Genomic DNA, 24,867 nt, shown 5'->3' with positions numbered 1-24,867 from the left:
TGGGCCGCTAGCTGCCGACCTGTTCCTCACTCGACGACCACGTCGAAGGCGACGTCCTCGTCGCCGCCCGGGAAGTCACCCTGTAGCGAGACCGTCGTGGTCCCGCTGTACTCGAAGGACTGACTCCCGTCGAAGCCGGGGTCGATGGAGAGGTAGCGGATCTCCCGCCCCGTGCCGTCGTTCGTGGCGGTGACACCGTCTGGCACCGGCGAATCCGGGGCCCCGCCGTCGACGCTCAGCGACAGGTCGTCGATCTCGACTGTCGCCTCGTCGGCCTTGCCCTGGACCGCGATGCGGCCGCTCGGTTCGCTCGACAGCGTCTGCGAGATGGTGTTGCCGTCGAACGTGAAGCTCAGCTCGTCGCTGCTGTCGTCGTAGGAGACCATCCAGTCGACGGTCTTGCCACTGGTCCAGCTGTACTCGCCCTGGCTGAAGTTCGAACTGCCGGGTGCGTCGCCGACCGCGAGCTCCCACGTGTTCTGTCCACCGAAGCGCGCCCGGGCGCCGCCGGAGATGGTCTGGTCGCCGTTGTAGTTCTCCTGAACCTTGGCGAAACCGTTGCCCCGCTTGCCGGAGATCTGGAGGTTGGTGCCGGACTGCCCGGAGCCGTCGTTGTGCCGGCACTGCTCGGTGTAGAAGCCGAGGTTGAACACGACGGAGTCGGTCTGGATCTCGTTGGCGTGGTCGACCGGCAGGTACCACGCGAAGCCGATGTAGTGGGTCTCGCTGGCGGCGAAGCACTCGCGTTCGCCCAGCTCGGGGTCGGTCTCGTTGCCGATGCCGCCGATCTCGTCGTAGTCGGTCGAGAGGTCACCGTCGAGCGGGATACCGTCGTCCGTCGAGAGTGCCTCGAGGTCAGAGCCGAGGGTCCCACGGCGGAACACCTGCTCGCCCGTCTGCTGGACGATGATGTCCCCGATGTCGTCGAAGACGTCGTCGATGTCGGTGATCTCGCCGACAAAGGCGTTCTCGTCGGCGTCGTCGATCGTCCCGTCGTCGACCTTATCGGGACTTGAGATGTCCTCCATGAGATTCTGGTCGGCCCCGCTGCCGTAGGCGATGGAGATGATGTGGATGCCAGCGTCCTTGGCGGCGGTCGCATTACCCCGGGCGTCACCACCCGTATTCTGCACGCCGTTGCTCAGCACGACCATGTACTGGTTGTCACCGGACCCCCCGGCGAGTTCGCTCTGAGCGTCGCTGATGGCGTCCGCGATATTCGTCGTCCCGCCGGCACTCAGTCCATCGATACTGTCTTTGACGTCCTGCCGGGCGGAACCGAGAGGCTCGTCCACGGTTCCCTGATCGCTGAAGGACACGAGGCCGACCTGAGCGCCTGGACCAAGTGCATCGACCAGCGACTTCGCCCCGTCCTTGGCGTTCTGGAACTTGTTGGGCTCGCCCTGCGGGTCCATCGACCCGGACCGGTCAAGGACAATCATCACGTCCGCCGTCTCGCCCTCCTGTTCGACGGTCCCCTCGTCGATGACGTTGTCGCCGTCCTCGTCGTACCACCAGACGGTCTGGATGGCGTCGAGCAGTTCCACGCCCGGCCCCTCGTCGGGGTCTTTCGACTCCGGCTCTGAGAGCCCGTTCTCGCTGGCGGCGACGTTCGAACCCTGGAGCCACACGTACCCGTCGTTGTCACAGAGGTGGAAGCTCAGGGTGAGCTCGCCGAAGTCGCCGGGCTTGACGTCCTCGAGGCTGACGAGCGGCTTGGGCTCGTCATCCTCGTCCAACGTGTCGTCGTTGCTGGTCCGGAGCCCGTTCGCCGGATTGAGATCCTCGGGCGTGTCCGCGCCGTCGACGCAGATGTCGCCGACATTACCCTCGCCGAAGGAGTCCTGGACCCCGTCGTCGTTCGTGTCCGGGTAGGCCTCGACGGCCGTGTTGTCCATGAACTGCCCGAGGTCGTCGGTGTGGACCCAGATGAGTGGGTTCATCGGGTCCGGCAGGCCGACGTAGTTCGAGGTGTCGTCCGGTTCGGACATCAGGACCTCGTTATCCAGATTCTTGCTCTCGTCATCGGACCAGTCGGAGTAGTGCTCCTCCCAGTCGACCTTGAGGTCCAGCTCGCCCGCGGTGAGGGTGTTGCCCTCGAACCGCTCGGAGTCGCTGAAGAACGCCGACGTTCCGAGGCCCGCCCCCGCCGACGCCGCGCCGATTGTTCCCAGTGCGGCCAGTGCTTTCCGCCGTGAGATCTCGAAGTTCTCACCTGACATAGTCGTTCATCCCCCGTATCGGGGAGGCTCACCGGCGGAGTCGAGCCGCCGAGAGTACGGCCGTCACCCCGTGGCCGCGCCCTGATCCCCCGTGAGCACCTCGTGCCAACGACTGTCACCCACCCACTTACTTAATTGCCAGAATTGTGTCAAAACGGCTGTTTAATCGACTATACGGACGGGCTACTGCGTCGGTTCGAACGCGCACCACCGAGAGAATCGGGGGATGGGAGAGCGACCACGGCGGGACGCTCACGGGAGTGCGGTTGTCACAGCTATCGTCGTCACACAGGCCGCCAAACGCCTCTATGCGCAACCTACTTCTCACGCCCACATCGATATCCGCCGCCTATCCTCGGGACGTGACGGCAAATGCGTCCTTAGCTATCCAAGCGTGGATTAATTCTCTGGAAATCGAGGTAAGTACAGTATAGCTAATTACATACCAGCACACGTGTGTCCCATGTTAGACTCTAGCAGGCTGGGTGGGTCGACGTTCGGCGACCGGGGAGAGGCGATCTGTGAGACACAGATACACGACCTGCTGAGCAACGACCGTCGCCGTCGTGTCATCGAACAGCTGAAGGAGGAGCGTCCCTGGATGACGTTGCGCCAGCTCGCGGACCACATCGCCGAACTCGAGGCCGACGAATCGCCGGCACCGAGCAACCTCCGGGACAGCGTCTACGTCTCGCTCCACCAGGGACACCTCCCGAAACTCGACGAGGCCGGCATCGTCGACTACGACAAGGACCGGAAGGAGGTGACGCTGCAGGAGACCGCACGCCAGGTGGACGTGTACATGGAGGTCGTCAACCGCTGGGGGGTCACGCAGGCGACGTACTACCGGGTGCTGGCGACGGTGAGTCTCCTCACGGTCGTCCTCGCGGAGATCGGGACCCTGTCGTCGCTCCCGGGGAACACGGTGCTGTACGCGAGCGTGTTCCTGGCCATCGTGGCGGTGTCGACGGCCCACCAGCTCTGGCAGCGTCGCTGGTTCCTCCTCCGGCGTCTGCTCGAATCGAACACCGACTGAGCGAGCCGCGTCAACTCGTCCCGCCGTGCCCGGTACCGCCGGGGCAGGTCGGTGGGGCCTCGGTGCCCGGCAGGGACGTTTTTGCCGTCCTCTCCCGTGTGGCTACGTATGACGACAGCGAGAGACGACCGCGCAGCCGGCACGCTCCTCGGCCTCGCCTGCGGCGACGCCCTCGGCCGCCCGGTGGAGTTCCGGTCGCCGGCCAGCATCGAGTCGACGCACGGCCGCCTCGACGAGATGGTCGGCCACGGGACGCACGACCAGCCGGCCGGGACCGTCACCGACGACACCGACATGATGCTGTGTATCGCCCGGAGCCTCGCAGAGCGTGGCGAGTTCGACGGCGAAGACGTCGCCGAGCGCTTCGTGGGCTGGTACGAGTCGGGTCCGTTCGACATCGGCATCATGACCGGCCAGTCCATCCGGGCGTTCCGGGACGGCGTGGCGTGGGACGAGGCGGGCCGGCAGGTCTGGGAGGCCAGCGCCGAGGGGTCGAACGCCGGGAACGGGAGCGTGATGCGCTGTGTGCCGCACGCGCTGGCCTTCGGGGACGACCCCGACGAACTCGTCGCGGTGAGCCGCGAATCCTCGGCCATCACGCACGCGGACCCGCGGTGTACCTGGGGCTGTGCGCTGGTCAACCTCGTCGTGGCGAGCCTCCTCGACGGCGCGGAGCCGATGGATGCGCTCGACGCCGGACTCGACCGTGTGCGCGACGAGGCCCCGGCCGAACTCGTGACGGCGGCCGAGGCGGTCCCGACGATGGCGCCGGACGACCTGCAGAACTCGGGGTACGTCGTGACGACGGTGCAGGCCGGCTTCTTCCACGGACTCCGGGCCGACACGGCGGCGGACGCCATCGTCGAGGCGGTCGCGATGGGTGGCGACGCCGACACCATCGGCGCGGTCGCGGGGGCCGTCGCCGGGGCGCGGTTCGGGGCGAGCGCGCTCCCGGAGGACTGGCTCGACGCGGTCGACGTCACAGAGGAGTGCCGGGACCTGGCCGGCGACCTGCTCGCGCTCCGCGATAGCTGAGACTACGACGACGGCTCGCGCCGCCCCCAGACGACCTTCTCGCGGTCGAGTCGGATCTCGATATCGTCGGTCACGGTGAGCTGGCAGGAGAGCCGCGGGTAGCCAAAGCGGGCCGCGAGGTCGTCGTGCCAGTGTTCGGGCGCCTGCTCGTCCAGCAGCCGGACGCCGCAGGTCGCACAGAGGCCGCGGCCGCCGCAGTTCGCCCGCCGGGTCAGCCGCGAGTGCGGTGACAGGTCGTTGCGCAACAGCACGTCCCGGAGCGCCTCGCCGGCCGCTGCGACCAGCAGCCGCGTCTCTGCGCCGTCGTGCACGGTCACGTAGGCGATCTGCTGGCGGTCGCCACCGTTCCGTCTCCGGGTTTCGGACACGACTATCACTACGTGTCGGGCGAACAAAAGTAGACTCAAACCGGCATTTTAGCTTGCGGCAGTTAATTGCAACCCGGGTCCCTATCCGGTAGTGTGCCCCGTGACGACCCGGCACCAGCCGGCGAGTCGCGCCCCTCGGTCGCCGACACCGACGCGTCGGCCGTTGCCCGCGGCCCTGTCGGTCGTCGCCATCCACGACACCGGCGAAAGGCACATCCCCGCTGACGTTCGACCCTCCCCACGTGACACGCGATGCCCGCGGCGCTGCCGCCCTCCCATCCACCGCCCTCCCACTCGACGCCGCGGCCAGTCGCGAGGTCGACACCGCGACGTTCGGCCTCGGCTGTTTCTGGGGACCGGACGCCCGCCTGGGCGTCCGTCCCGGTGTCGTCCGGACCCGCGTCGGCTACGCCGGCGGGTCCACCCCGTCCCCGACCTACCGCGACCTCGGCGACCACACCGAGGTCGTCCAGGTCGACTTCGACCCCACCGAGACCAGCTACCGCGACCTGCTGGACTGGTTCGTCCGCGCGCACAACCCCCGGGCCAACTCGCCCATCCGCCAGTACGACAACGTCGTCCTCTGGCACGACGTGGGCCAGCGCGAAGCGGTCGAGGACGTCATCGCGGAACAGGAGACCCGCCACGGCCACGTCAACACCCGCGCCGAACCGCTCGACGCCTTCACCGTCGCCGAGGACTACCACCAGAAGTACCGGCTGCGCAGCGCGCCGGACCTGTTCGACGCGCTCGCGGCCCGCTACGACGACGCGGCCGTCCGGGAGTCGACAGTCGCGGCCCGGCTCAACGGGTTCGTCGCCGGGTACGGCTCGGCGGCCCTGCTGGCCGACGAAGGTGCGGCGTACGGCCTGCCCGACGAGCTGCTGGCGACGCTCCGCGAGCGCGTGGCGTGACGGCCTCGTTTCGCACCCGCGTCGGCGCCTGCCGTGCCCCCGGTTGATACGTGGGCGGCCCCTCTCTCCGGTATGGACGTTCCACTCCACGATGACCTGGACGGACAGGTCGCGCTGGTCACCGGCGCGAACCGCGGTCTCGGCGCCCGCATCGCGGCCGACCTCGCCGACCTCGGCGCGGTCGTCTACGCCGGGGTCCGCGACGCCGACTACGAGGCGCCCGGCGACCAGCGGGTGGTCGAACTCGACGTGACCGACGAGGAGAGCATCCGCGCCGCCGTCTCCTGCATCGAGGTCGAGGCCGACCGCCTCGACGTACTGGTGAACAACGCGGGTATCACGGACCCGTCCGGCAACACCCTCGTCGACGACTCGGTCGACGACGTCGACGCCGTCCTCCAGACCAACCTCCGGGGGCCGATGCTGCTGGCGAAGTTCGCGCTCCCGCTCCTCCTGCGCCGACCCGGCGGTCGCGTGGTCAACCTCTCCAGCGGGATGGGCGCCCTCGGCGAGGAGATGACCGGCGGCGCGCCCGCCTACCGCGTCTCGAAGACCGGGCTCAACGGATTGACGGCGTACCTCCACGGGGAGTACCGCGACGACGGGCTCCTCGCCAACTCGGTCTGTCCCGGGTGGGTCCGCACCGACATGGGCGGCGAGAGTGCGCCCCGGAGCGTGGCGGCGGGTGCCGACACCCCGGTCTGGCTGTCCCGGTTCGCGCCCGACGCGCCCGGCGGGCGGTTCTGGCGCGACCGCGAGGTCGTGGACTGGTAGCGGTCCGGGGGGCGTAACGACCCGTTACTCGGGACACACGGGCGATTAGCCATGGCCTGCGCTATCGTACGGCACGTTATGACGAAACGAATCCTCGTGGTCGGCGCGACCGGGTTGCAGAGTGGCGCGGTCGTCGACGCGCTCCTCTCCGGGGTGTACGGCGACTTCGGCGTCTACGCGATGACTAGCGACGTCAAGAGCGACGACGCCGTCGACCTCCGTCGACTCGGTGCCCGCATCGTCCCGGGCGACCTCGACCGACCCGGCTCGTACCGTCCCTACTTCGAGCAGGTAGACGGGGCGTTCCTCGTCACCGACAGCACCGACGCCGACTACGACCGCGAGGTGCGCCGGGGCTACGACTTCGTCGACGCCGCGGCCAGGGCCGGCCTCGACCACCTCGTGTTCGCGTCCGCCATGGGCGCGGACTTCTACGCCGACGTCGACATGCTCGACGCCAAACTCGCCATCGAGCGCCGCATCCGCGACCGCGGCGTCCCCGCGACCGTCGTCCGCCCCGGCGTGTTCGTCCAGCACTTCGAGGCCGAGCGCGCGGCCGTCAGGGACGGTGAACTCGCCTGGCCCGTCTCGCCGACCACCCTCCTCCCGCTGGTCGACGCCCACGACGTGGGCGCGGTGGCCGCGATGGCCTTCGCGCACCCGGAGCGGTTCGTCGGCGAGGACGTCGACCTCGCGGGCGACCTGCTCACCCTGCCCGAGATGGCCGAGGCGTTCAGCGCCACCATCCAGCGCGAGGTCGACCCGGTCCACCTCTCGCGCGAGGAGGCCGGCGAGCGCTTCGGCGAGCAGACCGTCGCGTACCTGCACTGGATCGACGGCATGGGCGGGCTGAAGTTCGACGCCACCCACCTCGCAGAACTGGACATCCAGCCGCGCTCGCTGCGGGAGGCACTCGACGCTGGCGACTGGAAGCCCACGCCCGCACTGCCCTGAGAGAAGTGGTTCTCCGGTTCTCCGGCCCTATTCGAGGACGACGAGCACGTCGCCCATGTCGACGCTCTGGCCCTCGGCGATGGCCACCTGCGTGACCGTCCCGCCGCGGGAGGCGACGATGTCGTTCTCCATCTTCATCGCCTCGAGCACGCAGAGCACGTCGCCGGAGGCGACCTCGTCGCCCTCGCCGACCTCGACGGAGAGGATGGTGCCCTGCATCTCGGCCTCGACGACCTCGCCGTCGCCCTCGACCTCGACGCCGCCGCCGGAACCGCCACCCGAGCTGCTGCCGCCCGAGTCACCGCCGCTGCCGCCGCGCTTCGGGCCCGCGGAGCCACCCTGCCCACCGAGGGGCATCGCGCCGCGTTCCTCCAGGTTGACCTCGAAGCGCTTGCCGTTGACCTCGACGGTGAACTCGCGCTCGACGACCTCGTCGTCCTCCTCGGCCGAGCCGCTGCCGCCACTGCCCCACTGCTCCTGGGCCTCGGCGATGCGGTCGTGGTCGAGGTGTTCGTCGAGGTACTTCGTCGTGTGCGTGCCGAGGACGAACGCCTCGTCCGAGAGCATCAGCCGGTGGAACGGGATGATGGTCGTGACGCCCTCGATCTCGTACTCGCGGAGCGCGCGCAGCGAGCGCTCGATACACTCGTCGCGGTCGCTCCCGTGGACGATGAGCTTCGCGATCATCGAGTCGTAGTCGGTGACGATCTGGTCGCCCTGGCGGAGCGCGTCGTCCATCCGGACGCCGATGCCACCCGGCGGGTCGTACGTCGCGAGCTTGCCACCCGGCGCGGGGGCGAACTCGTTGGCGGCGTTCTCGGCGTTGATGCGGAACTCCATCGCGTGGCCGGAGAGGTCGACGTCGTCCTGCGAGAAGGTGATCTCCTCGTCGGCGGCGACTCTGAGCTGCCACTTCACGATGTCGATGCCCGTCAGCTCCTCGGTGACGGTGTGCTCGACCTGGATGCGGGTGTTGACCTCGAGGAAGTAGAAGTTCGCGTCCGGACCGAGGACCTCGCCCGATTCGGCGTCGCGGTCTTCCTCCTCGACGAGGAACTCGAAGGTCCCGGCGTTGTAGTAGCCGGCCGAGTCCGCGCCGCGGCGGGCCGCCGCACCGATCTTCTCGCGGAGTTCGTCCGAGAGCGCCGGGCTCGGACCCTCCTCGATGACCTTCTGGTGGCGGCGCTGGAGCGAGCAGTCGCGCTCGCCGAGGTGGCGGACGTTGCCGTGGTGGTCCGCGAGGATCTGCACCTCGATGTGGCGCGGGTTCTCGAGGTAGCGCTCGAGGTAGACGTTGTCGTTGTCGAAGTAGGCCTCGCCCTCGCGCTTGGCGCTCTGGAGCTGGTCGGCGGCCTCGTCGGGGCTCTCGACGATCTTCATGCCGCGCCCACCACCGCCACCCTCCGCCTTGATGGCGATGGGGTAGCCGTGCTCTTCGCCGAACTCCGTGACCTCCTCGGGGTCCTCGACGGGGTCGGTCGTCCCGGGGACGATGGGCACGTCGGCCTCGCGCATCGTCTTGCGGGCCTTCGTCTTCTCCCCGAGTTGCTCCATCGAGTCGGCGGCCGGGCCGACCCAGGTGATGCCCTCCTCGGCCTCGACCTTGCTCGCGAACTCCGCGTTCTCCGCGAGGAAGCCGTAGCCGGGGTGGATGGCGTCGGCGTCGGCCTTCCGGGCGGCCTCGATGACCGCCTCGTGGTCGAGGTACGAGTCGGCCGCGCGGGCGGGGCCGACGTTGTACGCCTCGTCGGCGTAGCGGACGTGGCCGGAGTTCTTGTCCGCCTCGCTGTAGACGGCGACCGTGGAGATGTTGAGTTCCTCGCAGGCGCGCATGACTCGCACTGCGATCTCACCTCGGTTCGCGACGAGAACCTTCCTGAACATTCTTGAGCGAACCCACTCACGAAGGCCACCTTACTTTGTCGGTTCGCAAGACCTGCCGGAAAGCAACAACGACGGATGGGGAGAAACGCCACGGAGCGGGTGTTGACGGGTTCTGACGGGTGTTTGGGGTCGGCTCTCCCTGCGACTCAGTCGGGTCCGTCGCTCTCGACGAGTCGGCGCATGACCGCCGCCTCCGCCTTCCTGAGGTGGTTCGAGGCGGTCGAGGGGGCACACTCGAGCGTCTCGGCGACCGCCGCGAGCGACCCGGACCGGGGGACGTCGTAGTAGCCGACCTCGACGGCGACGGCGACGGCCTCGCGCTGTCTGGCGGTCATCGCGCCGGCGAGGCGCTGGTGCCGGGAGTCGAACTCGCCGATCTCGTTGACCGTCACGTCGATGGCCTCGGGGAGTTCGTCGAGCATGGTCTGGAGGTCCTCGGAGGACCCGATGACCGTCATCCGCATGGCGGCGTCGGTGTCGTAGATGATGGGCGGGAACACGAGGAGGTTCAGTGCGACGAAGGCTTCGCGCCACTCCATGTCGACGTCGCGGATCTCCTGGCAGGCGTAGACGTAGAACGACTCGTCGTCGATGGGCGTGAGGTCGTACCACCGGATGGAGTCGACGCCGTCGATGACCGGTTCGTAGCGTTCGCGGTCGGCTTCGACGTAGAACAGTTCGTACTCGATGCCGTGCTCGGGCTGGACGTTCCACGTCAGGAGCTCCTCGTACCGGACGACGTCCTCGTGCCGGATGAACGACTGCATCGGGTGGAGCATCCAGTCGGGCTGCCGGATGCGGACGTCGAGGTACCGCATGGGTCGTCTCGTACTGTCGGACGCGAGCCCAAAACAGTGCCGGGGGCGTATAAAAGGAGGCTAGCCCTTTCGACAGAATCGGCTTGCCAGCCTGCGGTGTATCTCCACCCGTGATGGCGCACACGAGTTCACGAGAACGGGACGCACCCGCCGACAGCGCCGACAGCGACGGCCTCCCGCCCGGCCCCGACGGCCTCCCGGTCCTCGGGAACACCCTCCAGCTGGCGTCCGACCCCGCCTCGTTCTACGACGAGCTGGCGTCCTACGGCGACCTGGTCGCCTACCGCGCCGGCGGCATGCAGTTCTGTACGCTCCTCCACCCGGACTACGTCGAGCAGGTGCTCGTGACCGACGCCGACCGGTTCGGCAAGTGGGGGCTGACCGACTTCGGCGTGGACTTCGCGGCCGAGGGCATCCTGTTCACCGAGGGCGAGACGTGGAAGCGCCAGCGGACCATGGCCCAGCCGGCGTTCCAGCTCGACCGCATCCGCGGGTACGGCGACAGCATGCAGGCCTTCGCCGCGGCCCTGGCCGACGGCTGGGACGACGGCGACGTCGTCGCGGCGACCGACACCTTCTCCGACCTGACGCTTCGCATCCTCACGAAGTCGCTGTTCGACCTGGACCTCGACGAGAGCGACCGGGGCGCGGTCGTCACCCGCGCCGCGACCGAGTTCAACCGGTGGGCCGAGCCCTCGCTCTCGACGTTCGTCCTCCCGAACTGGGTCCCGACGCCCCGGCGCCGCCGGCTCGACCGGGCGATGGGCGACTTCGAGGCCCTGGTCGACGACCTCATCGCGGAGCGCGCGGCCGCCGAGGGCGACCACGACGACCTGCTCGCGATGCTCCTCTCGGCCCGGGGCGAGGACGGGGACATCTCCGACCGGGAGCTCCGGGACACGATGATGACCTTCCTCTTCGCCGGCCACGAGACCACGTCGCTCGCGCTCACCTACACCTGCTACCTGCTCGCGACCCACCCCGACGTTGCCGACCGCCTTCGCGCCGAGGTGGACGAGGTGGTCGGCGAGGACCCCGTCGACGTGCTCGACCTGCCCGCCCTCTCCTTCCTCGACCGGGTCGTCACGGAGTCGATGCGTCTCTACCCGCCGGCGTTCATCCTCTTCCGGAAGGCCCGCGAGGACGTGACACTCGGCGGCTACACCATCCCCGAGGGCACGAAGCTCACCCTCCCGCTGTTCCGCATCCACCGTGACGACCGGTGGTACGACGACCCCGATAGCTTCCGCCCGGACCGCTGGACCGACGACTTCGAGGACTTCCTGCCGGAGTACGCCTACTTCCCGTTCGGGGGCGGGCCGCGCCACTGTATCGGGATGCGCTTCGCCCGGATGGAGCTGAAACTGGTGCTCGCGACGCTGGTCCAGCGGTGCCGGTTCGAGTACCTCGGCGAGGAACCGCCACAGCCCCGGATGGGCGCGACCTACCAGCCCGACCGCCCGATGGAGCTCCGGGTCGAGAAACGCTGAGAGCCTACTCGCCCGGTGGAACGTCCCCCAGCGTCGCCTCGACCATCGCCCGCTCCGCCTTCCGGAGCAGCGTCGAGGCCGCACTCTCCGAACAGTCGAGCGCCTCGGCGACCGCCGCGAGCGTCCCTTCCCGTGGTACGTCGTAGTAGCCCAGCCGGTAGGCCGCCTCCATCGCCTGGAACTGCCGGGTCGTGAGCCGCCCCGCCAGCGACCCCGGGCGGTGGCGGTGTTCGCCGACGCGTTCGATCTCGAACTCGATGTCGTCGGGGAACCCGGCGACGACCTCGCGGAGTTCGGCCGGGTCGCCGAGGACGGTCAACTGGACGTCGCCGTAGGGCGTGAACACGATGGGCGGGACGAGGACGATGTCGTGGCCCGCCAGTGCCGTGGTCCAGACCCGCGAACTCGGGTCGGGCGCCATCTCGACGTAGGCGTAGAACGTCTCGTCGTCGACGGGTGTCACGTCGACCGCGTTGACCATCGGGAGCGACTCGAGCGCCGCCCGGCAGGCGTCGCGGTCGCCGACGACGAGCGAGAGGAAGTGGTCGACGCCGCGCTCCTCGTCGGTGTGCCACGCCAGCACCTCCTCGCGGACGAAGTCCTCGCCGAGGGCGAGGTCGTCGGGCACCGGCAGCCGGTACTCCGGCGGCAGGTGGACGGTCACGTCGAGGGATTGCACGGGTAGACGAGCCGCCGGCTCTTATAAAAAGGTTGCACCGTTCACGGCAAGGACGAGGGTCCCCTCGCGCCTCCTTCCAGACATGGCAGAGCAACACTCGCTGCAGGAGTCCGGACGTCGGGACGCCCCGGCCCAGGGGACCGCTCGCTCGCCGCCCACCCTCGACGGCCTCCCGGTGCTGGACCACACGCTCTCGCTCCTCCGCGGCGGTGTCGAGTTCGGCGATTCGGTGGCCGCCCACGGCGACGTGGTCCGGTTCGACGCGATGGGCATGCCCTTCGTCGCGGTGTACGACCCCGAGCTGGTCCAGCAGGTCCTCGTCGACCGGAACGACGAGTTCCGCAAGGGCGACTACGAGACCTCGCTGGGCGAGCTGGTCGCGCCTCGCGGACTCGCGTTCACCGAGGGCGAGCAGTGGCGCCGGGACCGCCAGCTCCTCCAGCCCGCGTTCACGCCCCGGCACGTCCAGTCGTTCGCGGACACGATGGTCGCCCGGACCGCGAGCGCGGCCGACGACTGGGCCGCCGAGGGGACCGTCGACCTCCGGGAATCGGCCTCGGCGCTCACGCTGGACATCCTCGTCGGGACGCTGTTCGACATCGACCTCGACGCCGAGCGCGGGCAGGTGGTCCGCGAGGCGATGAGCGCACTCGCCGACCGCATCAGTGGCGCCTCGACGATGGTGCCGGAGTGGCTACCGACGCCCGCGAAGCGCCGGTTCGACCGCCGGATGGCCGCCCTCGACGAGATGGTCGAGGCACTGGTTCGAGAGCGACGCGCTGGCGACGGGCCGGGGTCCCGCGACGACCTGCTCGACACGCTGCTCGCCGCCGAGTACCCCGACGGGTCCACGATGGACGCCGAGCACGTCCGCGACCAGCTCGTCACCTTCCTGATGGCCGGCCACGAGACGACCGCGGTCGCGCTCACCTACATCCTCTGGCTGCTGGCCGGCGACTCGACGGTCCGCGACCGCCTCGACGCCGAGATCGCCACGGTCTGTGGCGGTTCGGACCCGACGTTCGCCGACCTCCCGGCCCTCGAGGTCGCCGAGGCCGTCGTGAACGAGGCGCTCCGGCTCTACCCGCCGGTGTACGCCATCTACCGCCAGCCGGTCGCGGATACGGTCCTCGGCGGGTACGAGTTGCAGGAGGACCAGACGCTCATCCTCGGCACCTACCAGATCCACCGGGACGACCGGTGGTGGGACGACCCAGAGCGCTTCCGCCCCGAGCGCTGGCTCGACGCGGGAGGGGGCGAGGACGAGGACGGCGAGGACGAGAATGGCGAGGCGGCGGACGCGGAGGACCGCCCCGAGTACGCCTACTTCCCGTTCGGGGGCGGGCCGCGCCACTGCATCGGCATGCGCTTCGCCCGGATGGAACTCCAGCTCGCGCTGGTGACGCTGGCGCGCCGGCTCGACTTCGAGCGCGTCACCGAGACCGTCGAGCCGTCGGCGAAGGTGACGCTCGACCCCGGGACGGTCCGGCTGCGGGTGCGGGACCGGCGGTGAACCGGGCACCGACTTGAACTGCCTAGCCAGTGCGCCGGCAGGCCCACCGCCCCGCGGCTCCCTCCTTCGCCCATGGACGACCCACTGCTGTGGGGGCTGTTCGCCCTCGGGCTGGTCGGCAGCATCGGGAACCTCACCGGCTTCCTCGTCACGCTCACCACGGGCCGCCGGTACTGGCCGCCCGGCGAGCGCGACTGGCGGTACTACCTCCACTGGACGCTCTCGAACCTGCTGAACGTCGCCTTCGTCGGCCTCGCCTACCTCGACTGGAACACCCTCGGCCTGCCCCGGCCGGTCAGCCTCTACGCCGGCCTCGCGCTGTTCGTGCCGTTCTACCTCGCCGCCCTCGCGGCGGGGTTCGACCTCGGCTCCGAGGAGACGATGGGGCTCTCCGGCGACCTCCGGACCGGCGGCTGGTACCGCCTCTCGCGCAACCCGCAGTACGTCTGCTACCTGGTCGCGACGGTCGGGTTCGTGCTGCTCGTGAACTCGGCGCTCGTGACGGTCCTCGCCACGATATTCGCCTCGTGGTGGCTGCTCCTCCCGTTCGTGGAGGAGCCGTGGCTCCGCGAGCAGTACGGCGAGGCGTACGAGCGCTATGCGGCGCGAGTCCCGCGGTTCGTCGGCACGGGGACGGTCCGGGCCCTGGTCGAGGCGGACCACGATGCCCGGTGAGGACCCGACCGGGACGCGGGTGACCGACCGGCACGACACCACCGCATCTTTGGCACCCGCTTTTTGCGCCTGGTTCTGGCACTAGCTGTATGCTACCGAACCCCCGGACCATCTACAACGAGGTTCGGAACCACTGGTCGCTCCTCGAGACCGAGCGGGAGACAGCCGACCAGTACGAGCGGTCGCTCCCGAGGAGACTGTGGCTCTGGCGGCACGGCTTCCTCAGCCGGTCCGACGTCATCTACGACCTCGACCGACACTCGGTCGAGGACTACCTCTCTGATTACGAGCGGTTCGTCCGGAGCAAGGATATCAACGACGACTGGGGACGGTTGCTCGACCACAAGCTCGCGTTCCACTGGATGCTCTCGGGCTTCGTCGAGCACCGGCCCACCCTCCACGGGTTACTCCGTGACGGGCGCTTCCTCCCGGCCGCCGCACTCCACGAACGCGACGGCGAGGTGACCCTGGCATCCGAGGGCTCCGCTGCGGACGCGGCCGACCGCGTCCTCGACCTGCTCGACCGCGAGCAGCGACTGGTGCTGAAGTGGATCCGTGGCGGGGGCGGGAACAACGTCCTCATCTGCCGGGCGACCCGGGACGGCGCGGTCGAGGTCGACGGTGAGACCGAGTCCCGCGACCGCTTCGCCCGCCGGGTGCGCGAGCTGGACGACTACCTCGTCAGCGAGTTCGTCGAGCAGGCCCCGTTCCAGGAGCGGCTCTACCCCGACACGCCGAACACCATCCGGATGATAACGATGGTCGACGAGGACGGGCCGTTCGTCCCGCTGGTCGTCCAGCGCATGGGCTCGGACCGGTCGTACCCGATGGACAACTTCTCGCAGGGCGGCCTGAACGCCGAGATAGACCCCGAGACGGGCGAACTCTCCCGGGCGACCCAGCTCCCGGAATCGGGGTCTCCGGTCTGGTACGAGGACCACCCTGACACGGGTACCCGCATCGCCGGCGAGCGGATCCCGAACTGGGACCACATCCGCGACCGGATGCTCGAGATCGCCGCCCACTGCCAGCACGTCCCCTACGTCGGCTGGGATGTCCTCCCGACCGACGACGAGGGGCGCTTCGTCGTCGTGGAGGGCAACAGCTACCCCGGCATGAAGGCGATGCAGATACACCGCCCCATCCTCGCGGACGACCGGGCCAGACGGTTCTACGAGCGACACGGCGTACTCGTCGACTGGCTGTAAGCAACGGAAACGGTGTCGCGCCCGGTCAGAACCGGTCCGCGCGCCCGCTGGCCGCCCACGCGTTCGTGGGTGCGCCGTCGGGGACGCGACCGCTGTGGCCCTGCGTGTTGCGGAGCCGGCCGGCGAACGCCCACTTCTTGCCCTGCCAGGTCTCTTCTTCCTCCTCCTGCTGGGCCTGGCGCTCCCGGTCGCGCAGGTGGGCGCCGATGACGGCCGCGATGGCCGCGGCCTCCTCCGAGTCGGCGTCGTCCGGGATGTCGAGTCGCTCGAGCAGTTCCTGACTCATCTCAGAGCGGGATGTTGCCGTGTTTCTTGTCGGGCTGGTCCTCGCGCTTGGACTTCAGCATGTGCAGGTCGTCGATGAGCCGCGAGCGCGTCTCCGTCGGCTCGATGACGTCGTCGAGGAAGCCCTTGTCCGTCGCGGTGTAGGGGTTCGCGAACTCCTCGCGGTACTCCTCGATGAGTTCGTCGCGCAGGGCGTCGGGGTCGTCGGCCTCCGCGAGTTCCTCGCGGTAGAGCAGGTTGACCGCGCCCTGCGGGCCCATGACGGCGATCTCGGCGGTCGGCCACGCGTAGTTCACGTCCGAGCCGAGGTTCTTCGACGCCATGACGCAGTAGGCGCCACCGTACGCCTTCCGGGTGATGACGGTGAGAAGCGGCACCGTCGCCTCGGAGTAGGCGTACAGCAGTTTCGCGCCGTGGCGGATGATACCGCGGTGTTCCTGGTCGGTGCCGGGCATGTAGCCGGGCACGTCGACGAACGTGACGATGGGGATGTTGAACGAGTCACAGAAGCGGACGAACCGCGAGCCCTTCATCGAGGCGTCGACGGTCAGCGTCCCGGCGTTGTTCCTGGGCTGGTTGCCGACGATGCCGACGGTGTGCCCGTCGAGGCGGCCGAAGCCGACGACGATGTTCTTCGCGAAGTCCTCCTGCACCTCGAAGAACGAGCCCTCGTCGACCACGGAGTCGACGACGTTCGTCATGTCGTAGGGCTTCTGCGGGCTGTCGGGGACGATGTCCTCCAGCGCATCGTCCTCGCGGTCCGGGTCGTCCCACGGCTCGACCCGCGGCGGGTCCTCCATGTTGTTGCTCGGGAGGTACGACAGCAGCGTCTTGATCTGGTCGAGGGCGTCCTCGTCGGACTCGCAGGCGAACTCGGCCACGCCGGTCTTGTTCGCGTGGGTGACCGCGCCGCCGAGTTCCTCGTGGGTCACGTCCTCGCCGGTGACGGTCTTCGTGACGCCGGGCCCGGTGATGTACATGTAGCTGGTGTCCTTCACCATGAAGATGAAGTCGGTGATGGACGGGGAGTACACCGCGCCGCCGGCACACGGGCCCATGATGCACGATATCTGGGGGACGACGCCGGAGGCCATCTGGTTCCGGTGGAAGATCTCGGTGAACCCGGCCAGGGACTTCACGCCCTCCTGGATGCGGGCGCCGGCGGAGTCGTTGAGCCCGATGATGGGGGCGCCGACCTCCATGGCCATGTCCATGACCTTGGTGATCTTCTCGGCGAACACCTCGCCGAGCGAGCCACCGAAGACGGTGAAGTCGTGTGCGAAGACGAACACCTTCCGGCCGTCGACCTCGCCGTAGCCGGTGACGACCCCGTCGCCGAGGATCTTCTTCTCCTCCATCCCGAAGTTGTGGGAGTTGTGGGTCCGGAGCTGGTCGAACTCGTGGAACGTGCCGTCGTCGAGGAAGTAGTCGATGCGCTCGCGGGCCGTCATCTTGCCCTTCTCGTGCTGGGACTCGATGCGGTCCTCGCCGCCGCCCTTGAGGGCCTCCGCTCGCAGCTCTTCGAGTTCCTCGATGCGGTCCTCCATCGTCATGGTGACCACCCTGCAATCATTGCTCGAAACCACTCGCACCGGCGTCAAAAGGTTTCCCCAACGAGGTGGGGGCTGGTCGTGCGTTCCGGCGACGGCCACGTGCCGGCGGGACGGTGGCCCTCCCGGCGAGAAACGGTCCCGTGGTCAGGCCGGTGCCTCGGCCTGTGCGGTCGTGCCGACGCGCCGGACCCCGGTCACCACCAGTGCAGCGACCAGCACCGCGGCGACGGCGACGTACTCCGCGCCGACCTGCATCCCGAGGTAGCCGAGGATGCCGTTGAACAGCGTGAACAGCAGGAACGGCGGGAGCGCGATACCGATGAGGAGGCGCCAGGCGTCGCCGAGCCCGGTCGAGAACCGGGTCCCGAGGGCGAACTCCTCGACGGCGTCGCCGCCGAGCACCCACGCCGCGAAGACGACGAAGGCGAACAGGCCGGTCGTCAGGAGCACGTCGACGACCGGGCCGGCGAGGATGCCGAACACTTCCGCGTTGAACGCGCTCGCGGTCCCGGTGACGAGGACGAAGCCGGCGAGGCCCGCGGTCGCGACCTTGCGCTCGATGCCGTGTTCGTCGACGAGGTACGCGACGGGGATCTCCAGCATCGAGATGGACGAGGAGAGGGCCGCGAGGGCGACGACGGCGAAGAAGGCGAGCGCGAGGACCCGCCCGCCGGGGAGTTCGCCGAAGGCGGTCGCGACGCCGACGAACAGCGCGCCGGGGCCGCTGGTCGCGGGGTCGACGTTCGGCGTCGAGAACAGCAGCGGGAGCACGACGAAGCCCGCGAGGACGCCGACGCCGGTGTTGAGCAGGGCGATGATGCTCCCGTCGGCCGGGAGCGACCGGTCCTCGCCGATGTAGGAGGCGTAGGTGATCATCGTCCCCGCGCCGACCGAGAGCGTGAACAGCGCCTGCCCCGACGCCGACAGCAGGATGTCGAGCGCGTTCGCCTGCACGTAGCTCGCGTCGAACGTCAGGTAGAACTCGTAGGCGTCGGCTGCCCCCGAGAGGCCGCCTGCCCAGACGGCGAGCGCGCCGAGCATCAGGATGACGATGGGCATCATGACCGTCGTGGCGCGCTCGATGCCCCCGCGGATGCCACTCGCGACGATGCCGGCCGTGATGCCGAGGAACAGGACGTGAAAGCCCGCCGCGGCGAGGCCGTAGTCGATGCTCGCGAAGTACTCTCCGGGTGCGGCGAAGTACGCCCCGGTCGCACTCGCGAAGAAGTACCGGAGGATCCAGCCCCCGACGACGCTGTAGAACGACAGCAGGACGAGGCCGGCGAGGACCGTGATGAGGCCGACCTTGCCCCAGTGCTTCGAGCCGGAGAGCGATTCGAGCGCGCCGACCGGGCTCTTGCCCGCCCGCCGGCCGATGGCGAACTCGGCCAGCAGGCCCGGGACGCCGACCGCCAGGACGATGGCCAGGTACAGTACCAGGAACGCGCTACCCCCGTTCTCTGCGGTCATCCACGGGAACCGCCAGATGTTCCCGAGGCCGACGGCGCTCCCGACGGCAGCGAGGATGAACCCGATTCTCGATGTCCACGATTCACGTGCCATTGTTGCCCACTGCCAGACTCTCCGTTATAGTGGTTGCGGACCGTCGAATCGTCAACTCGCCGGTAGCACGTCTTATGGTCGGTCTAAGGGCGGTTTCCGCGTCGTCTCTCAGCGAAAGATAGCGGACGACCGAGAAATCGTAATCGGGTTACTTCGTGCCGTGGGTGTCGTCACCACGGCCCGTGAGAGGGTGTCTGGGTGTGAGCAGCCCTACACCGCGACGACGGGGTCGGCCAGCACCTTCGCGGCGACGAGCAGGTCCTGCACGCCGAGGAACAGGGTCACGACGACCGCGACGATGACGACGGTCCGCATCGCCCAGATCCAGGTCCCGGCCGTGTCGCGGCCGAGTGCGGTCCCCTTCGTGAGTTCCTCGGTCGCGTGGTCGTCGCGGAGCCAGCCGACGAAGACGAGCACGCCGAGGACGGAGATGGGGAGCAGGAGGTTGTACGCGAGGTCGTTGTACCACGTGAGTGCGCCGGTGCCGGCGTAGGTCAGGGAGGCGCTGAAGGCGGTCGGGATGCCGAGCAGGAAGACGGCGAGGCCGAAGACGCCGGCGGCGGGCTTGCGGTCCCAGCCGGTGTTCCGGGTGACGAAGGAGACGACGACCTCCAGCAGCGAGATGGCCGAGGAGAGCGCGGCCAGCAGGAGGACGCCGAAGAAGACGACGCCGAGGACGCGCCCGGCGGGGAGCTGGCCGAACGCCTCGGCCAGCGAGATGAACACGGCGCCGGCGCCGCTGGTCTCGCGGATGGCCTCGACGGAGACCTGCGTCGCCAGGATGGGGATGACGACGAGGCCCGCGAGCAGGCCGACGAGCGTGTTCAGGCCGACGATGAGCCCGCCGTCGACCGGCAGGGAGTCGTCGTCACCGAGGTAGGAGGCGTAGGTGACCATCGCGCCCATCCCGAGCGAGAGCGTGAAGAAGGCCTGGCCGACGGCGGCCGGGAGGACGCTCCCGATGTTGTCGGCGAGCGTGTTCAGGTCGGGCGAGAGGTAGTAGGCGTAGCCGGCCGCGGCCCCGTCGAGGGTCGCGACCCAGGCGCCGAGGCCGAGCAGCAGGACGACGATGGCCGGGACCATCAGTTTCGTCCCCATCTCGATGCCGTCCTCGACGCCGAGCGCGACGACGCCGACGACGAGCGCCATGAAGACGGCGTGGAGCGCCAGCGCGCCGGGGCCACTGGAGATGGCGCCGAAGTAGCCGCCGGGGTCCGCGAAGTACGCGCCCTGAGCGCTCCCGAGGATGTACCGGATGACCCAGCCGCCGACGACGCTGTAGAACGAGAGGATCCAGAAGGCGGCGAAGACGCCGAGTGCGCCGACGACGGACCACGAGTTCCCGCCGAGTTCGCGGAACGCGTCGATGGGGTTGCGTTCGGTGCTGCGCCCGACGACGAACTCCGCGAGCATCGCCGGGAAGCCGATGCACAGGACGGCGGCGAGGTAGACGACGACGAACGCCGCCCCGCCGTTACTCGCGGCCTGGAACGGGAACTGCCAGATGTTCCCCAGGCCGACTGCACTGCCGACCGCGGCGAGGATGAACCCCGCTCGCGTGCTCCATGTTTCACGTTCGCTCATGTGCGTGGATGCCAGTCTCTGGTTGTGACTGATAAACTGCCTGTTCGCCGCGTACAGTTCATGATTAGTCGATACAGATGCGTGTTGACAGTACAGGAGCCAAAAACGACGGCCAAATTGCCTTCGAAATGAAAACTAGGGGGTTCTCAGTCGTCCGTCGGCGAGGCGTCGACCGCGCCCTGGCCGCGCACGTCCGCGCCGCGCCAGGTCCCCCGGCGGAACCACGCGAAGGCGATGACGGCACCGAGCGTGTTCGAGACGACGAACGAGGTCCAGATGCCGGCCTGCCCGGTCGCGAAGGGCAGCAGGGAGGCGACCGGGTCGATACCCCGCGACAGCACGTACGCGATGGGCAGGCGGATGATGCCGAGCATCGTGATGGCGATGGCCGCCGAGACCATCGTCTTGCCCGACCCGCGGAACGCGCCGTTGTACGAGCGCATCACACCGATGAAGCCGAAGGTGGGCGCGACGACCCGGAGGAAGGTCACGGCGATGTCGGTGACCTCCTGGTTCGGGGAGAGGGGTGCGACGATGGGTTCGGTGAACGCGAAGACGATGACGGCGAGCACCGAGAGCGCGCCGAACATCCCGACGGCGGCGGTGTCGGCGGTGCGCTGGGCGCGGTCGTACTTGCCCGCGCCGATGTTCTGGCCGACCATCGTCTCGACGCCCTGGCCGACCGCGATGGCCGGCAGGAAGATGACGCTGAAGATGCGGATGCCGACGCCGAACGCGGCCACGAAGCCGGAGGAGAAGATGGCGACGACGACGAGCATCAGGTTCACCGAGACCGACCGACCCGTCCCCTCGATGGAGGCCGGGACGCCGATGCCGAGCATCTTCTTGAAGAACTGGAGGTCCGGCGCCATCTGCGAGAGGCGGATCTGGACGCCGCGCTTGCCCCGGAACATGATGGCCAGGCCGACCGCGGTCGCGACGAACCGGGAGATGACGGTCGCGATGGCGGCGCCCTGCACGCCGAGACCGTCCGGGATGGGTCCGAAGCCGAAGATGAACAGCGGGTCGATGACGACGTTGAGGACGACCGTCCCGAACATGACGAGCATCGGCGTCACGGTGTCGCCGTACCCCCGCATCAGCGAGATGAACACGAAGAAGCCGAAGAGGAACGGCATCCCGAGCGCGATGACCTCCATGTACTGGGTGGCCTCGCGCAGGACCGCGCCGCGGGCACCGAGTAGCCACAGGACCGTGTCGACCGCGAAGTAGCCGACGATACCGAGGATGGTGGACGCGACGAACGCGAACATCACCGTCTGGGAGGCGGCGTACTCGGCCTCGCGCGGCTCCTCGGCCCCGGTGTGCTGGGCGACGAGGACGCTCCCGGCGACCGAGAGCCCCATCCCGAGCGAGATGAGCAGGAACACCATCGGGAAGCCGAACGTGATGGCCGCCAGCGCGACCTCGTTCACCCTCGCCAGCCAGAACGTGTCCGCGAGGTTGTACGCGGTCTGGAGCAGGTTCGTGATGACGATGGGGAGCGAGAGGAAGAACAGGGGCCGGGCGATGTCCCCCGACGTGAGGTCCATCTCCTCCTTGCCCTTGAACAGGTCCGAGATACCCATCAGCGCTCACCTCCCCGGAGGCGGCGGTCCACGTAGGCGTCGAGTTCGGCCCGCGCCGCCGGGACGCTCCCGTCGTCGTCGCGGGTGACGCGCTGGTGGCGGATGCCGTTCACGAGCGTCAGCAGGAAGTCCGCGGTCGCGGCCGGGTCCACGTCGGCGAAGGTGCCGTCCTCGATGCCGTCCCGGAGGATGTCGGCGAAGCGGTCCCGCAGGGCCCGGTCGTGTTCGGTGAACTGCTCGCGGTAGGCCGGGTCGTGCGGCGCCTGCGCCCGGAGTTCGATCATGGCGGCCGTGAACGCCTGCTTCTCGGGGTCGATGTCGACCGGAACGACCCGGTCGAGCAGGTGGTCGAGCCGGTCGCCCGGGTCCGAACAGCCGGCACAGGTCGTCTCCTGCTCGAAGTGCTCGACCATGTACTGCAGGAAGTCCACGAGGAGGTCGTCCTTGCCGTCGTAGTGATGATAGAGGAGGGACTTCGACTTCTCGAACTCGTCCGCGATTCGCTGTATCGTCAGGTTCGCGTACCCGTGACTGGTGAGGGCCTCGTAGGTCGCCCGCATGATGGCGGCCCGGGTGTCCTCGGGGGCAGCCGCGAACAGCTGCGTCTCTCCCATCGTTGACTGAACGTTCATTCAGCCAGCTACTTCAAACACGCTTCCTCCCGCGTCGATTGCCGGTTCGAGTGTGCTACCACGGCCCGCGAGAAGGAGTTCCAACCGCGAGCGGGCGCAGCCTCAGTCGGCCGTCGGCGCGTCGTCGCCGGCCGGCCCTTCGCTGCCCGCGTCGCCGCCCTCGCCCATCGCCTCGATGTAGCGGATGCGCTCGGGAATCGGCGGGTGGTCGTAGTGGAACGTCTCGTACAGCGGGTGCGGGAACGGGTTCGACATGTTCTCGCTGGCGAGGTTCGCGAGGGCGTCGGCCATCGGCCGCGAGCCCATCGTCTCGACCGCGAAGGTGTCCGCCTCGCGCTCGTAGGCCAGCGAGAAGTAGTTCTGGATGGGCGAGGTCAGCTGCATGACCGGCCCGACGAACAGCAGCGCGACGAACAGCCCGGCGTACTCGACCTGTGGCAGGCCGAACATCGTGTAGAGCCACGACTGGCCGACGAGGTAACCGAGCACGCCGAAGACGACCGCGAACTGGACCGCCGCGAGCGCGACGAACTTCCAGATGTGCCCGCGCTTCCAGTGGGCGAGCTCGTGCGCGAGGACGGCCTGAATCTCGTCGACGTCCATCTGGTCGACCAGCGTGTCGAACAGCACGACGCGCTTGGTCCGGCCGAAGCCGGTGAAGTAGGCGTTCGAGTGCCCCGACCGCTTGCTCGCGTCCATCTCGTACACCTGGTCACAGCGGAAGCCGGCCCGCTCGAACACCTCGTCGACCGCGTCGCGCAGGTCCGACTCCTCGACCGGCGTGAAGTCGTTGAATATCGGGTCGATGACCCGCGGCTTGATGACCAGCATCGCGAGCGAGAACCCGACCACCAGCGCCCACGCCGCGGCCGGCCAGTAGGTGGGCAGCGCGCTCACGAACCAGAGGACCGCCCCGGCCAGCAGCGAGACGATGAGCGTGCTCACGACCAGTCCCAGCACGAAGTCCTTCACCCAGAGCGTCGGCGACTGGTTGTTGAAGCCGAACTGCTCCTCGACCACGAACGTCGAGTAGAGGTCGAAGGGGACGTTGACGAGCTGGCCCGCGACCAGCAGCAGGGCGACGAAGACGACGCCCTGGGCGAGTTCGGGTAGCCCAGTCGCGGCCAGGAACTCGACCACGTCGGTGACGAGGCCCGTGTAGAGCGCGACGAGCAGGAACCCCAGTGCCACCCACGTCGAGACCAGCGAGAGCCCGGTCCGGGCGCGCTGGTAGTCCAGCACCGCGTCCAGGTCGTCGACGCCGAGCGTCTCGTGCATCCACTCCGACTCGGCGCGCGCGGTCTGTGCGCCGTACCGCACGTTCAACACCGAGAGGAGGGTGAAGAAGGCCTCCGTCCCGACCAGCAACACGACGAACAGGACGTGATACTCGAGCATCAGGAGTCCTCTAGGACGCCCGTGGAAAAAACGGCGTTGCTCGGCACCGTCGATGTGAGTCTAGTGAAACCACTGATTCCGGATAGTCGGTTGTGGTCGTGCTGAATATAGGGCGCGTATCGGGATTTGGCCACTCGCCATCTCGGGCACGGCTGGTTCGGTTGATTCAGAGGTCTCGGTCTGTCATCTACCTCGGATGGAAGTTGACGGCGACAGATAATCCAGTCAGAAAGCATTTAACTTCTGATTTCTGATATAGGTCATGCCCCGCACTCGACGCAACGTCCTCCGACTCTGTGGAGTCTCTGCCGCTCTTGGGACCGCAGGTTGTCTCGGTGAATCTTCAATCGGTTCTGGTTCGGCCGCTACTTCAGAAACGGCTACTACTGAAGGAAAAAGTAACTCAGAGAGTGACCCCAGTACGACCACGGATGAGTGTGGGTGGCCCCAGTTTTGTAAGGGGTCAAAGATTGTAGAAGTAATAGTTAGTTCTAATTTTTCTGGAGAGGTTGTACTGGAAGCAGGGTGTAGAGATGAGGACTTTGAGATACAACCGGGTGAATCGAAAACCATCATAAGACAGGTTGACGCAGAAACCTGCAACATCACCCTTTATATCGATGACCAAGAAGCGTACACCGAGGGCATTGCTGACTCCGAAACATATACGCTGGAAGTCGACTCAGATGGCGA

At 68.2% G+C, this 24,867-nt stretch carries 21 protein-coding genes and 1 pseudogene; 9 read left to right on the top strand and 13 right to left on the bottom strand.

Features of this window, described 5'->3' with window-relative positions; translation table 11 throughout:
* Window positions 1-26: 26 nt before the first annotated feature.
* Together NOV86_RS23385 and NOV86_RS23380 are read right to left on the bottom strand one after the other, a co-directional pair.
* The gene (locus NOV86_RS23385; RefSeq protein ID WP_438266715.1) at window positions 27-1,442 is read right to left on the bottom strand and encodes a vWA domain-containing protein; all 1,416 of its coding nucleotides are present in this window, start codon (window positions 1,440-1,442) and stop codon (window positions 27-29) included.
* A 597-nt stretch (window positions 1,443-2,039) separates the two neighbouring features.
* Window positions 2,040-2,222: pseudogene (locus NOV86_RS23380) on the bottom strand (SipW-dependent-type signal peptide-containing protein); the annotation flags it as partial.
* Between the two features lie 463 nt (window positions 2,223-2,685).
* Here NOV86_RS23380 and NOV86_RS05130 point away from each other — a divergent pair.
* Together NOV86_RS05130 and NOV86_RS05125 are read left to right on the top strand one after the other, a co-directional pair.
* On the top strand, window positions 2,686-3,258 hold the full coding sequence (locus NOV86_RS05130) for a DUF7344 domain-containing protein (RefSeq protein WP_267640185.1): 573 nt from the start codon (window positions 2,686-2,688) through the stop codon (window positions 3,256-3,258).
* A gap of 108 nt (window positions 3,259-3,366) precedes the next feature.
* Window positions 3,367-4,293 carry an ADP-ribosylglycohydrolase family protein gene (locus NOV86_RS05125; RefSeq protein ID WP_267640184.1) on the top strand — a complete coding sequence of 309 codons (927 nt, stop codon included), beginning with the start codon at window positions 3,367-3,369 and terminating at the stop codon, window positions 4,291-4,293.
* Between the two features lie 2 nt (window positions 4,294-4,295).
* Here the strand turns inward: NOV86_RS05125 and NOV86_RS05120 are convergent, their stop codons facing one another.
* Complete coding sequence (locus NOV86_RS05120; protein ID WP_438266705.1) at window positions 4,296-4,661, bottom strand: 2Fe-2S iron-sulfur cluster-binding protein; 366 nt, start codon at window positions 4,659-4,661, stop codon at window positions 4,296-4,298.
* A 242-nt stretch (window positions 4,662-4,903) separates the two neighbouring features.
* On the opposite strand from NOV86_RS05120, the gene NOV86_RS05115 reads away from it, so the two are divergent.
* The 3 genes from NOV86_RS05115 to NOV86_RS05105 all read left to right on the top strand — a co-directional run bounded on the left by NOV86_RS05115 (window position 4,904) and on the right by NOV86_RS05105 (window position 7,303).
* The gene (locus tag NOV86_RS05115; RefSeq protein ID WP_267640183.1) at window positions 4,904-5,575 is read left to right on the top strand and encodes a peptide-methionine (S)-S-oxide reductase MsrA; all 672 of its coding nucleotides are present in this window, start codon (window positions 4,904-4,906) and stop codon (window positions 5,573-5,575) included.
* Between the two features lie 72 nt (window positions 5,576-5,647).
* Complete coding sequence (locus NOV86_RS05110) at window positions 5,648-6,349, top strand: SDR family NAD(P)-dependent oxidoreductase (protein ID WP_267640182.1); 702 nt, start codon at window positions 5,648-5,650, stop codon at window positions 6,347-6,349.
* Between the two features lie 78 nt (window positions 6,350-6,427).
* On the top strand, window positions 6,428-7,303 hold the full coding sequence (locus NOV86_RS05105) for an NmrA/HSCARG family protein (protein WP_267640181.1): 876 nt from the start codon (window positions 6,428-6,430) through the stop codon (window positions 7,301-7,303).
* Window positions 7,304-7,330: 27 nt separating this feature from the next.
* On the opposite strand, the gene NOV86_RS05100 is transcribed toward NOV86_RS05105, so the two are convergent.
* Window positions 7,331-9,187, bottom strand: a complete 1,857-nt coding sequence (locus NOV86_RS05100) for an acetyl-CoA carboxylase biotin carboxylase subunit (RefSeq protein ID WP_267640180.1) — start codon at window positions 9,185-9,187, stop codon at window positions 7,331-7,333.
* Window positions 9,188-9,333: 146 nt separating this feature from the next.
* Complete coding sequence (locus NOV86_RS05095; RefSeq protein WP_267640179.1) at window positions 9,334-10,005, bottom strand: helix-turn-helix domain-containing protein; 672 nt, start codon at window positions 10,003-10,005, stop codon at window positions 9,334-9,336.
* A 113-nt stretch (window positions 10,006-10,118) separates the two neighbouring features.
* Between NOV86_RS05095 and NOV86_RS05090 the strand changes: the two genes are divergently transcribed.
* Window positions 10,119-11,495 (top strand): cytochrome P450, encoded by a 1,377-nt coding sequence (locus NOV86_RS05090; RefSeq protein WP_267640178.1) that lies wholly within the window; start codon window positions 10,119-10,121, stop codon window positions 11,493-11,495.
* A gap of 4 nt (window positions 11,496-11,499) precedes the next feature.
* On the opposite strand, the gene NOV86_RS23190 is transcribed toward NOV86_RS05090, so the two are convergent.
* Window positions 11,500-12,174, bottom strand: a complete 675-nt coding sequence (locus NOV86_RS23190; RefSeq protein WP_267640177.1) for a helix-turn-helix domain-containing protein — start codon at window positions 12,172-12,174, stop codon at window positions 11,500-11,502.
* An 82-nt stretch (window positions 12,175-12,256) separates the two neighbouring features.
* Here NOV86_RS23190 and NOV86_RS05080 point away from each other — a divergent pair, with 82 nt between their 5' ends.
* The 3 genes from NOV86_RS05080 to NOV86_RS05070 all read left to right on the top strand — a co-directional run bounded on the left by NOV86_RS05080 (window position 12,257) and on the right by NOV86_RS05070 (window position 15,570).
* Window positions 12,257-13,687: a cytochrome P450 gene (locus tag NOV86_RS05080; protein WP_267640175.1), complete on the top strand. Its 1,431-nt coding sequence runs from the start codon at window positions 12,257-12,259 to the stop codon at window positions 13,685-13,687.
* A gap of 72 nt (window positions 13,688-13,759) precedes the next feature.
* Entirely contained in the window at window positions 13,760-14,362 is a 603-nt protein-coding gene (locus tag NOV86_RS05075; protein WP_267640174.1) for a methyltransferase family protein, read from the top strand.
* 89 nt (window positions 14,363-14,451) lie between these two features.
* Entirely contained in the window at window positions 14,452-15,570 is a 1,119-nt protein-coding gene (locus NOV86_RS05070) for a sugar-transfer associated ATP-grasp domain-containing protein (RefSeq protein WP_267640173.1), read from the top strand.
* Window positions 15,571-15,595: 25 nt separating this feature from the next.
* Here the strand turns inward: NOV86_RS05070 and NOV86_RS05065 are convergent, their stop codons facing one another.
* The 7 genes from NOV86_RS05065 to NOV86_RS05035 all read right to left on the bottom strand — a co-directional run bounded on the left by NOV86_RS05065 (window position 15,596) and on the right by NOV86_RS05035 (window position 24,174).
* Entirely contained in the window at window positions 15,596-15,856 is a 261-nt protein-coding gene (locus tag NOV86_RS05065; protein WP_267640172.1) for a DUF8022 family protein, read from the bottom strand.
* 1 nt (window position 15,857) lies between these two features.
* Window positions 15,858-17,402 (bottom strand): acyl-CoA carboxylase subunit beta, encoded by a 1,545-nt coding sequence (locus tag NOV86_RS05060; RefSeq protein ID WP_368408758.1) that lies wholly within the window; start codon window positions 17,400-17,402, stop codon window positions 15,858-15,860.
* Window positions 17,403-17,552: 150 nt separating this feature from the next.
* Window positions 17,553-18,971: a sodium-dependent transporter gene (locus NOV86_RS05055; RefSeq protein ID WP_267640169.1), complete on the bottom strand. Its 1,419-nt coding sequence runs from the start codon at window positions 18,969-18,971 to the stop codon at window positions 17,553-17,555.
* Between the two features lie 210 nt (window positions 18,972-19,181).
* Window positions 19,182-20,555, bottom strand: coding sequence for a sodium-dependent transporter (locus tag NOV86_RS05050; RefSeq protein ID WP_267640168.1), 1,374 nt, complete (start codon window positions 20,553-20,555; stop codon window positions 19,182-19,184).
* Between the two features lie 146 nt (window positions 20,556-20,701).
* Window positions 20,702-22,144, bottom strand: a complete 1,443-nt coding sequence (locus NOV86_RS05045; protein ID WP_267640167.1) for an MATE family efflux transporter — start codon at window positions 22,142-22,144, stop codon at window positions 20,702-20,704.
* Window positions 22,144-22,758, bottom strand: a complete 615-nt coding sequence (locus NOV86_RS05040; protein WP_267640166.1) for a TetR/AcrR family transcriptional regulator — start codon at window positions 22,756-22,758, stop codon at window positions 22,144-22,146. Before NOV86_RS05040 ends, NOV86_RS05045 begins: the two co-directional genes overlap by 1 nt.
* A gap of 120 nt (window positions 22,759-22,878) precedes the next feature.
* Window positions 22,879-24,174, bottom strand: coding sequence for a M48 family metallopeptidase (locus NOV86_RS05035; RefSeq protein WP_267640165.1), 1,296 nt, complete (start codon window positions 24,172-24,174; stop codon window positions 22,879-22,881).
* Between the last annotated feature and the right edge of the window lie 693 nt (window positions 24,175-24,867).

This window comes from Haloarchaeobius amylolyticus (assembly GCF_026616195.1).
GTDB lineage: Archaea > Halobacteriota > Halobacteria > Halobacteriales > Natrialbaceae > Haloarchaeobius > Haloarchaeobius amylolyticus.
This window is presented reverse-complemented; position numbering and strand designations above follow the sequence as displayed.

Excerpts from the sequence above, each read along its gene's own strand:
- NOV86_RS23385 (WP_438266715.1), bottom strand. The coding sequence starts at position 1,442 with ATGATTGTCCTTGACCGGTCCGGGTCGATGGACCCGCAGGGCGAGCCC.
- NOV86_RS05130 (WP_267640185.1), top strand. The coding sequence starts at position 2,686 with ATGTTAGACTCTAGCAGGCTGGGTGGGTCGACGTTCGGCGACCGGGGA.
- NOV86_RS05125 (WP_267640184.1), top strand. The coding sequence starts at position 3,367 with ATGACGACAGCGAGAGACGACCGCGCAGCCGGCACGCTCCTCGGCCTC.
- NOV86_RS05110 (WP_267640182.1), top strand. The coding sequence starts at position 5,648 with ATGGACGTTCCACTCCACGATGACCTGGACGGACAGGTCGCGCTGGTC.
- NOV86_RS05105 (WP_267640181.1), top strand. The coding sequence starts at position 6,428 with ATGACGAAACGAATCCTCGTGGTCGGCGCGACCGGGTTGCAGAGTGGC.
- NOV86_RS05100 (WP_267640180.1), bottom strand. The coding sequence starts at position 9,187 with ATGTTCAGGAAGGTTCTCGTCGCGAACCGAGGTGAGATCGCAGTGCGA.
- NOV86_RS05095 (WP_267640179.1), bottom strand. The coding sequence starts at position 10,005 with ATGCGGTACCTCGACGTCCGCATCCGGCAGCCCGACTGGATGCTCCAC.
- NOV86_RS05090 (WP_267640178.1), top strand. The coding sequence starts at position 10,119 with ATGGCGCACACGAGTTCACGAGAACGGGACGCACCCGCCGACAGCGCC.
- NOV86_RS05080 (WP_267640175.1), top strand. The coding sequence starts at position 12,257 with ATGGCAGAGCAACACTCGCTGCAGGAGTCCGGACGTCGGGACGCCCCG.
- NOV86_RS05075 (WP_267640174.1), top strand. The coding sequence starts at position 13,760 with ATGGACGACCCACTGCTGTGGGGGCTGTTCGCCCTCGGGCTGGTCGGC.
- NOV86_RS05070 (WP_267640173.1), top strand. The coding sequence starts at position 14,452 with ATGCTACCGAACCCCCGGACCATCTACAACGAGGTTCGGAACCACTGG.
- NOV86_RS05065 (WP_267640172.1), bottom strand. The coding sequence starts at position 15,856 with ATGAGTCAGGAACTGCTCGAGCGACTCGACATCCCGGACGACGCCGAC.
- NOV86_RS05060 (WP_368408758.1), bottom strand. The coding sequence starts at position 17,402 with ATGGAGGACCGCATCGAGGAACTCGAAGAGCTGCGAGCGGAGGCCCTC.
- NOV86_RS05055 (WP_267640169.1), bottom strand. The coding sequence starts at position 18,971 with ATGGCACGTGAATCGTGGACATCGAGAATCGGGTTCATCCTCGCTGCC.
- NOV86_RS05050 (WP_267640168.1), bottom strand. The coding sequence starts at position 20,555 with ATGAGCGAACGTGAAACATGGAGCACGCGAGCGGGGTTCATCCTCGCC.
- NOV86_RS05045 (WP_267640167.1), bottom strand. The coding sequence starts at position 22,144 with ATGGGTATCTCGGACCTGTTCAAGGGCAAGGAGGAGATGGACCTCACG.
- NOV86_RS05040 (WP_267640166.1), bottom strand. The coding sequence starts at position 22,758 with ATGGGAGAGACGCAGCTGTTCGCGGCTGCCCCCGAGGACACCCGGGCC.
- NOV86_RS05035 (WP_267640165.1), bottom strand. The coding sequence starts at position 24,174 with ATGCTCGAGTATCACGTCCTGTTCGTCGTGTTGCTGGTCGGGACGGAG.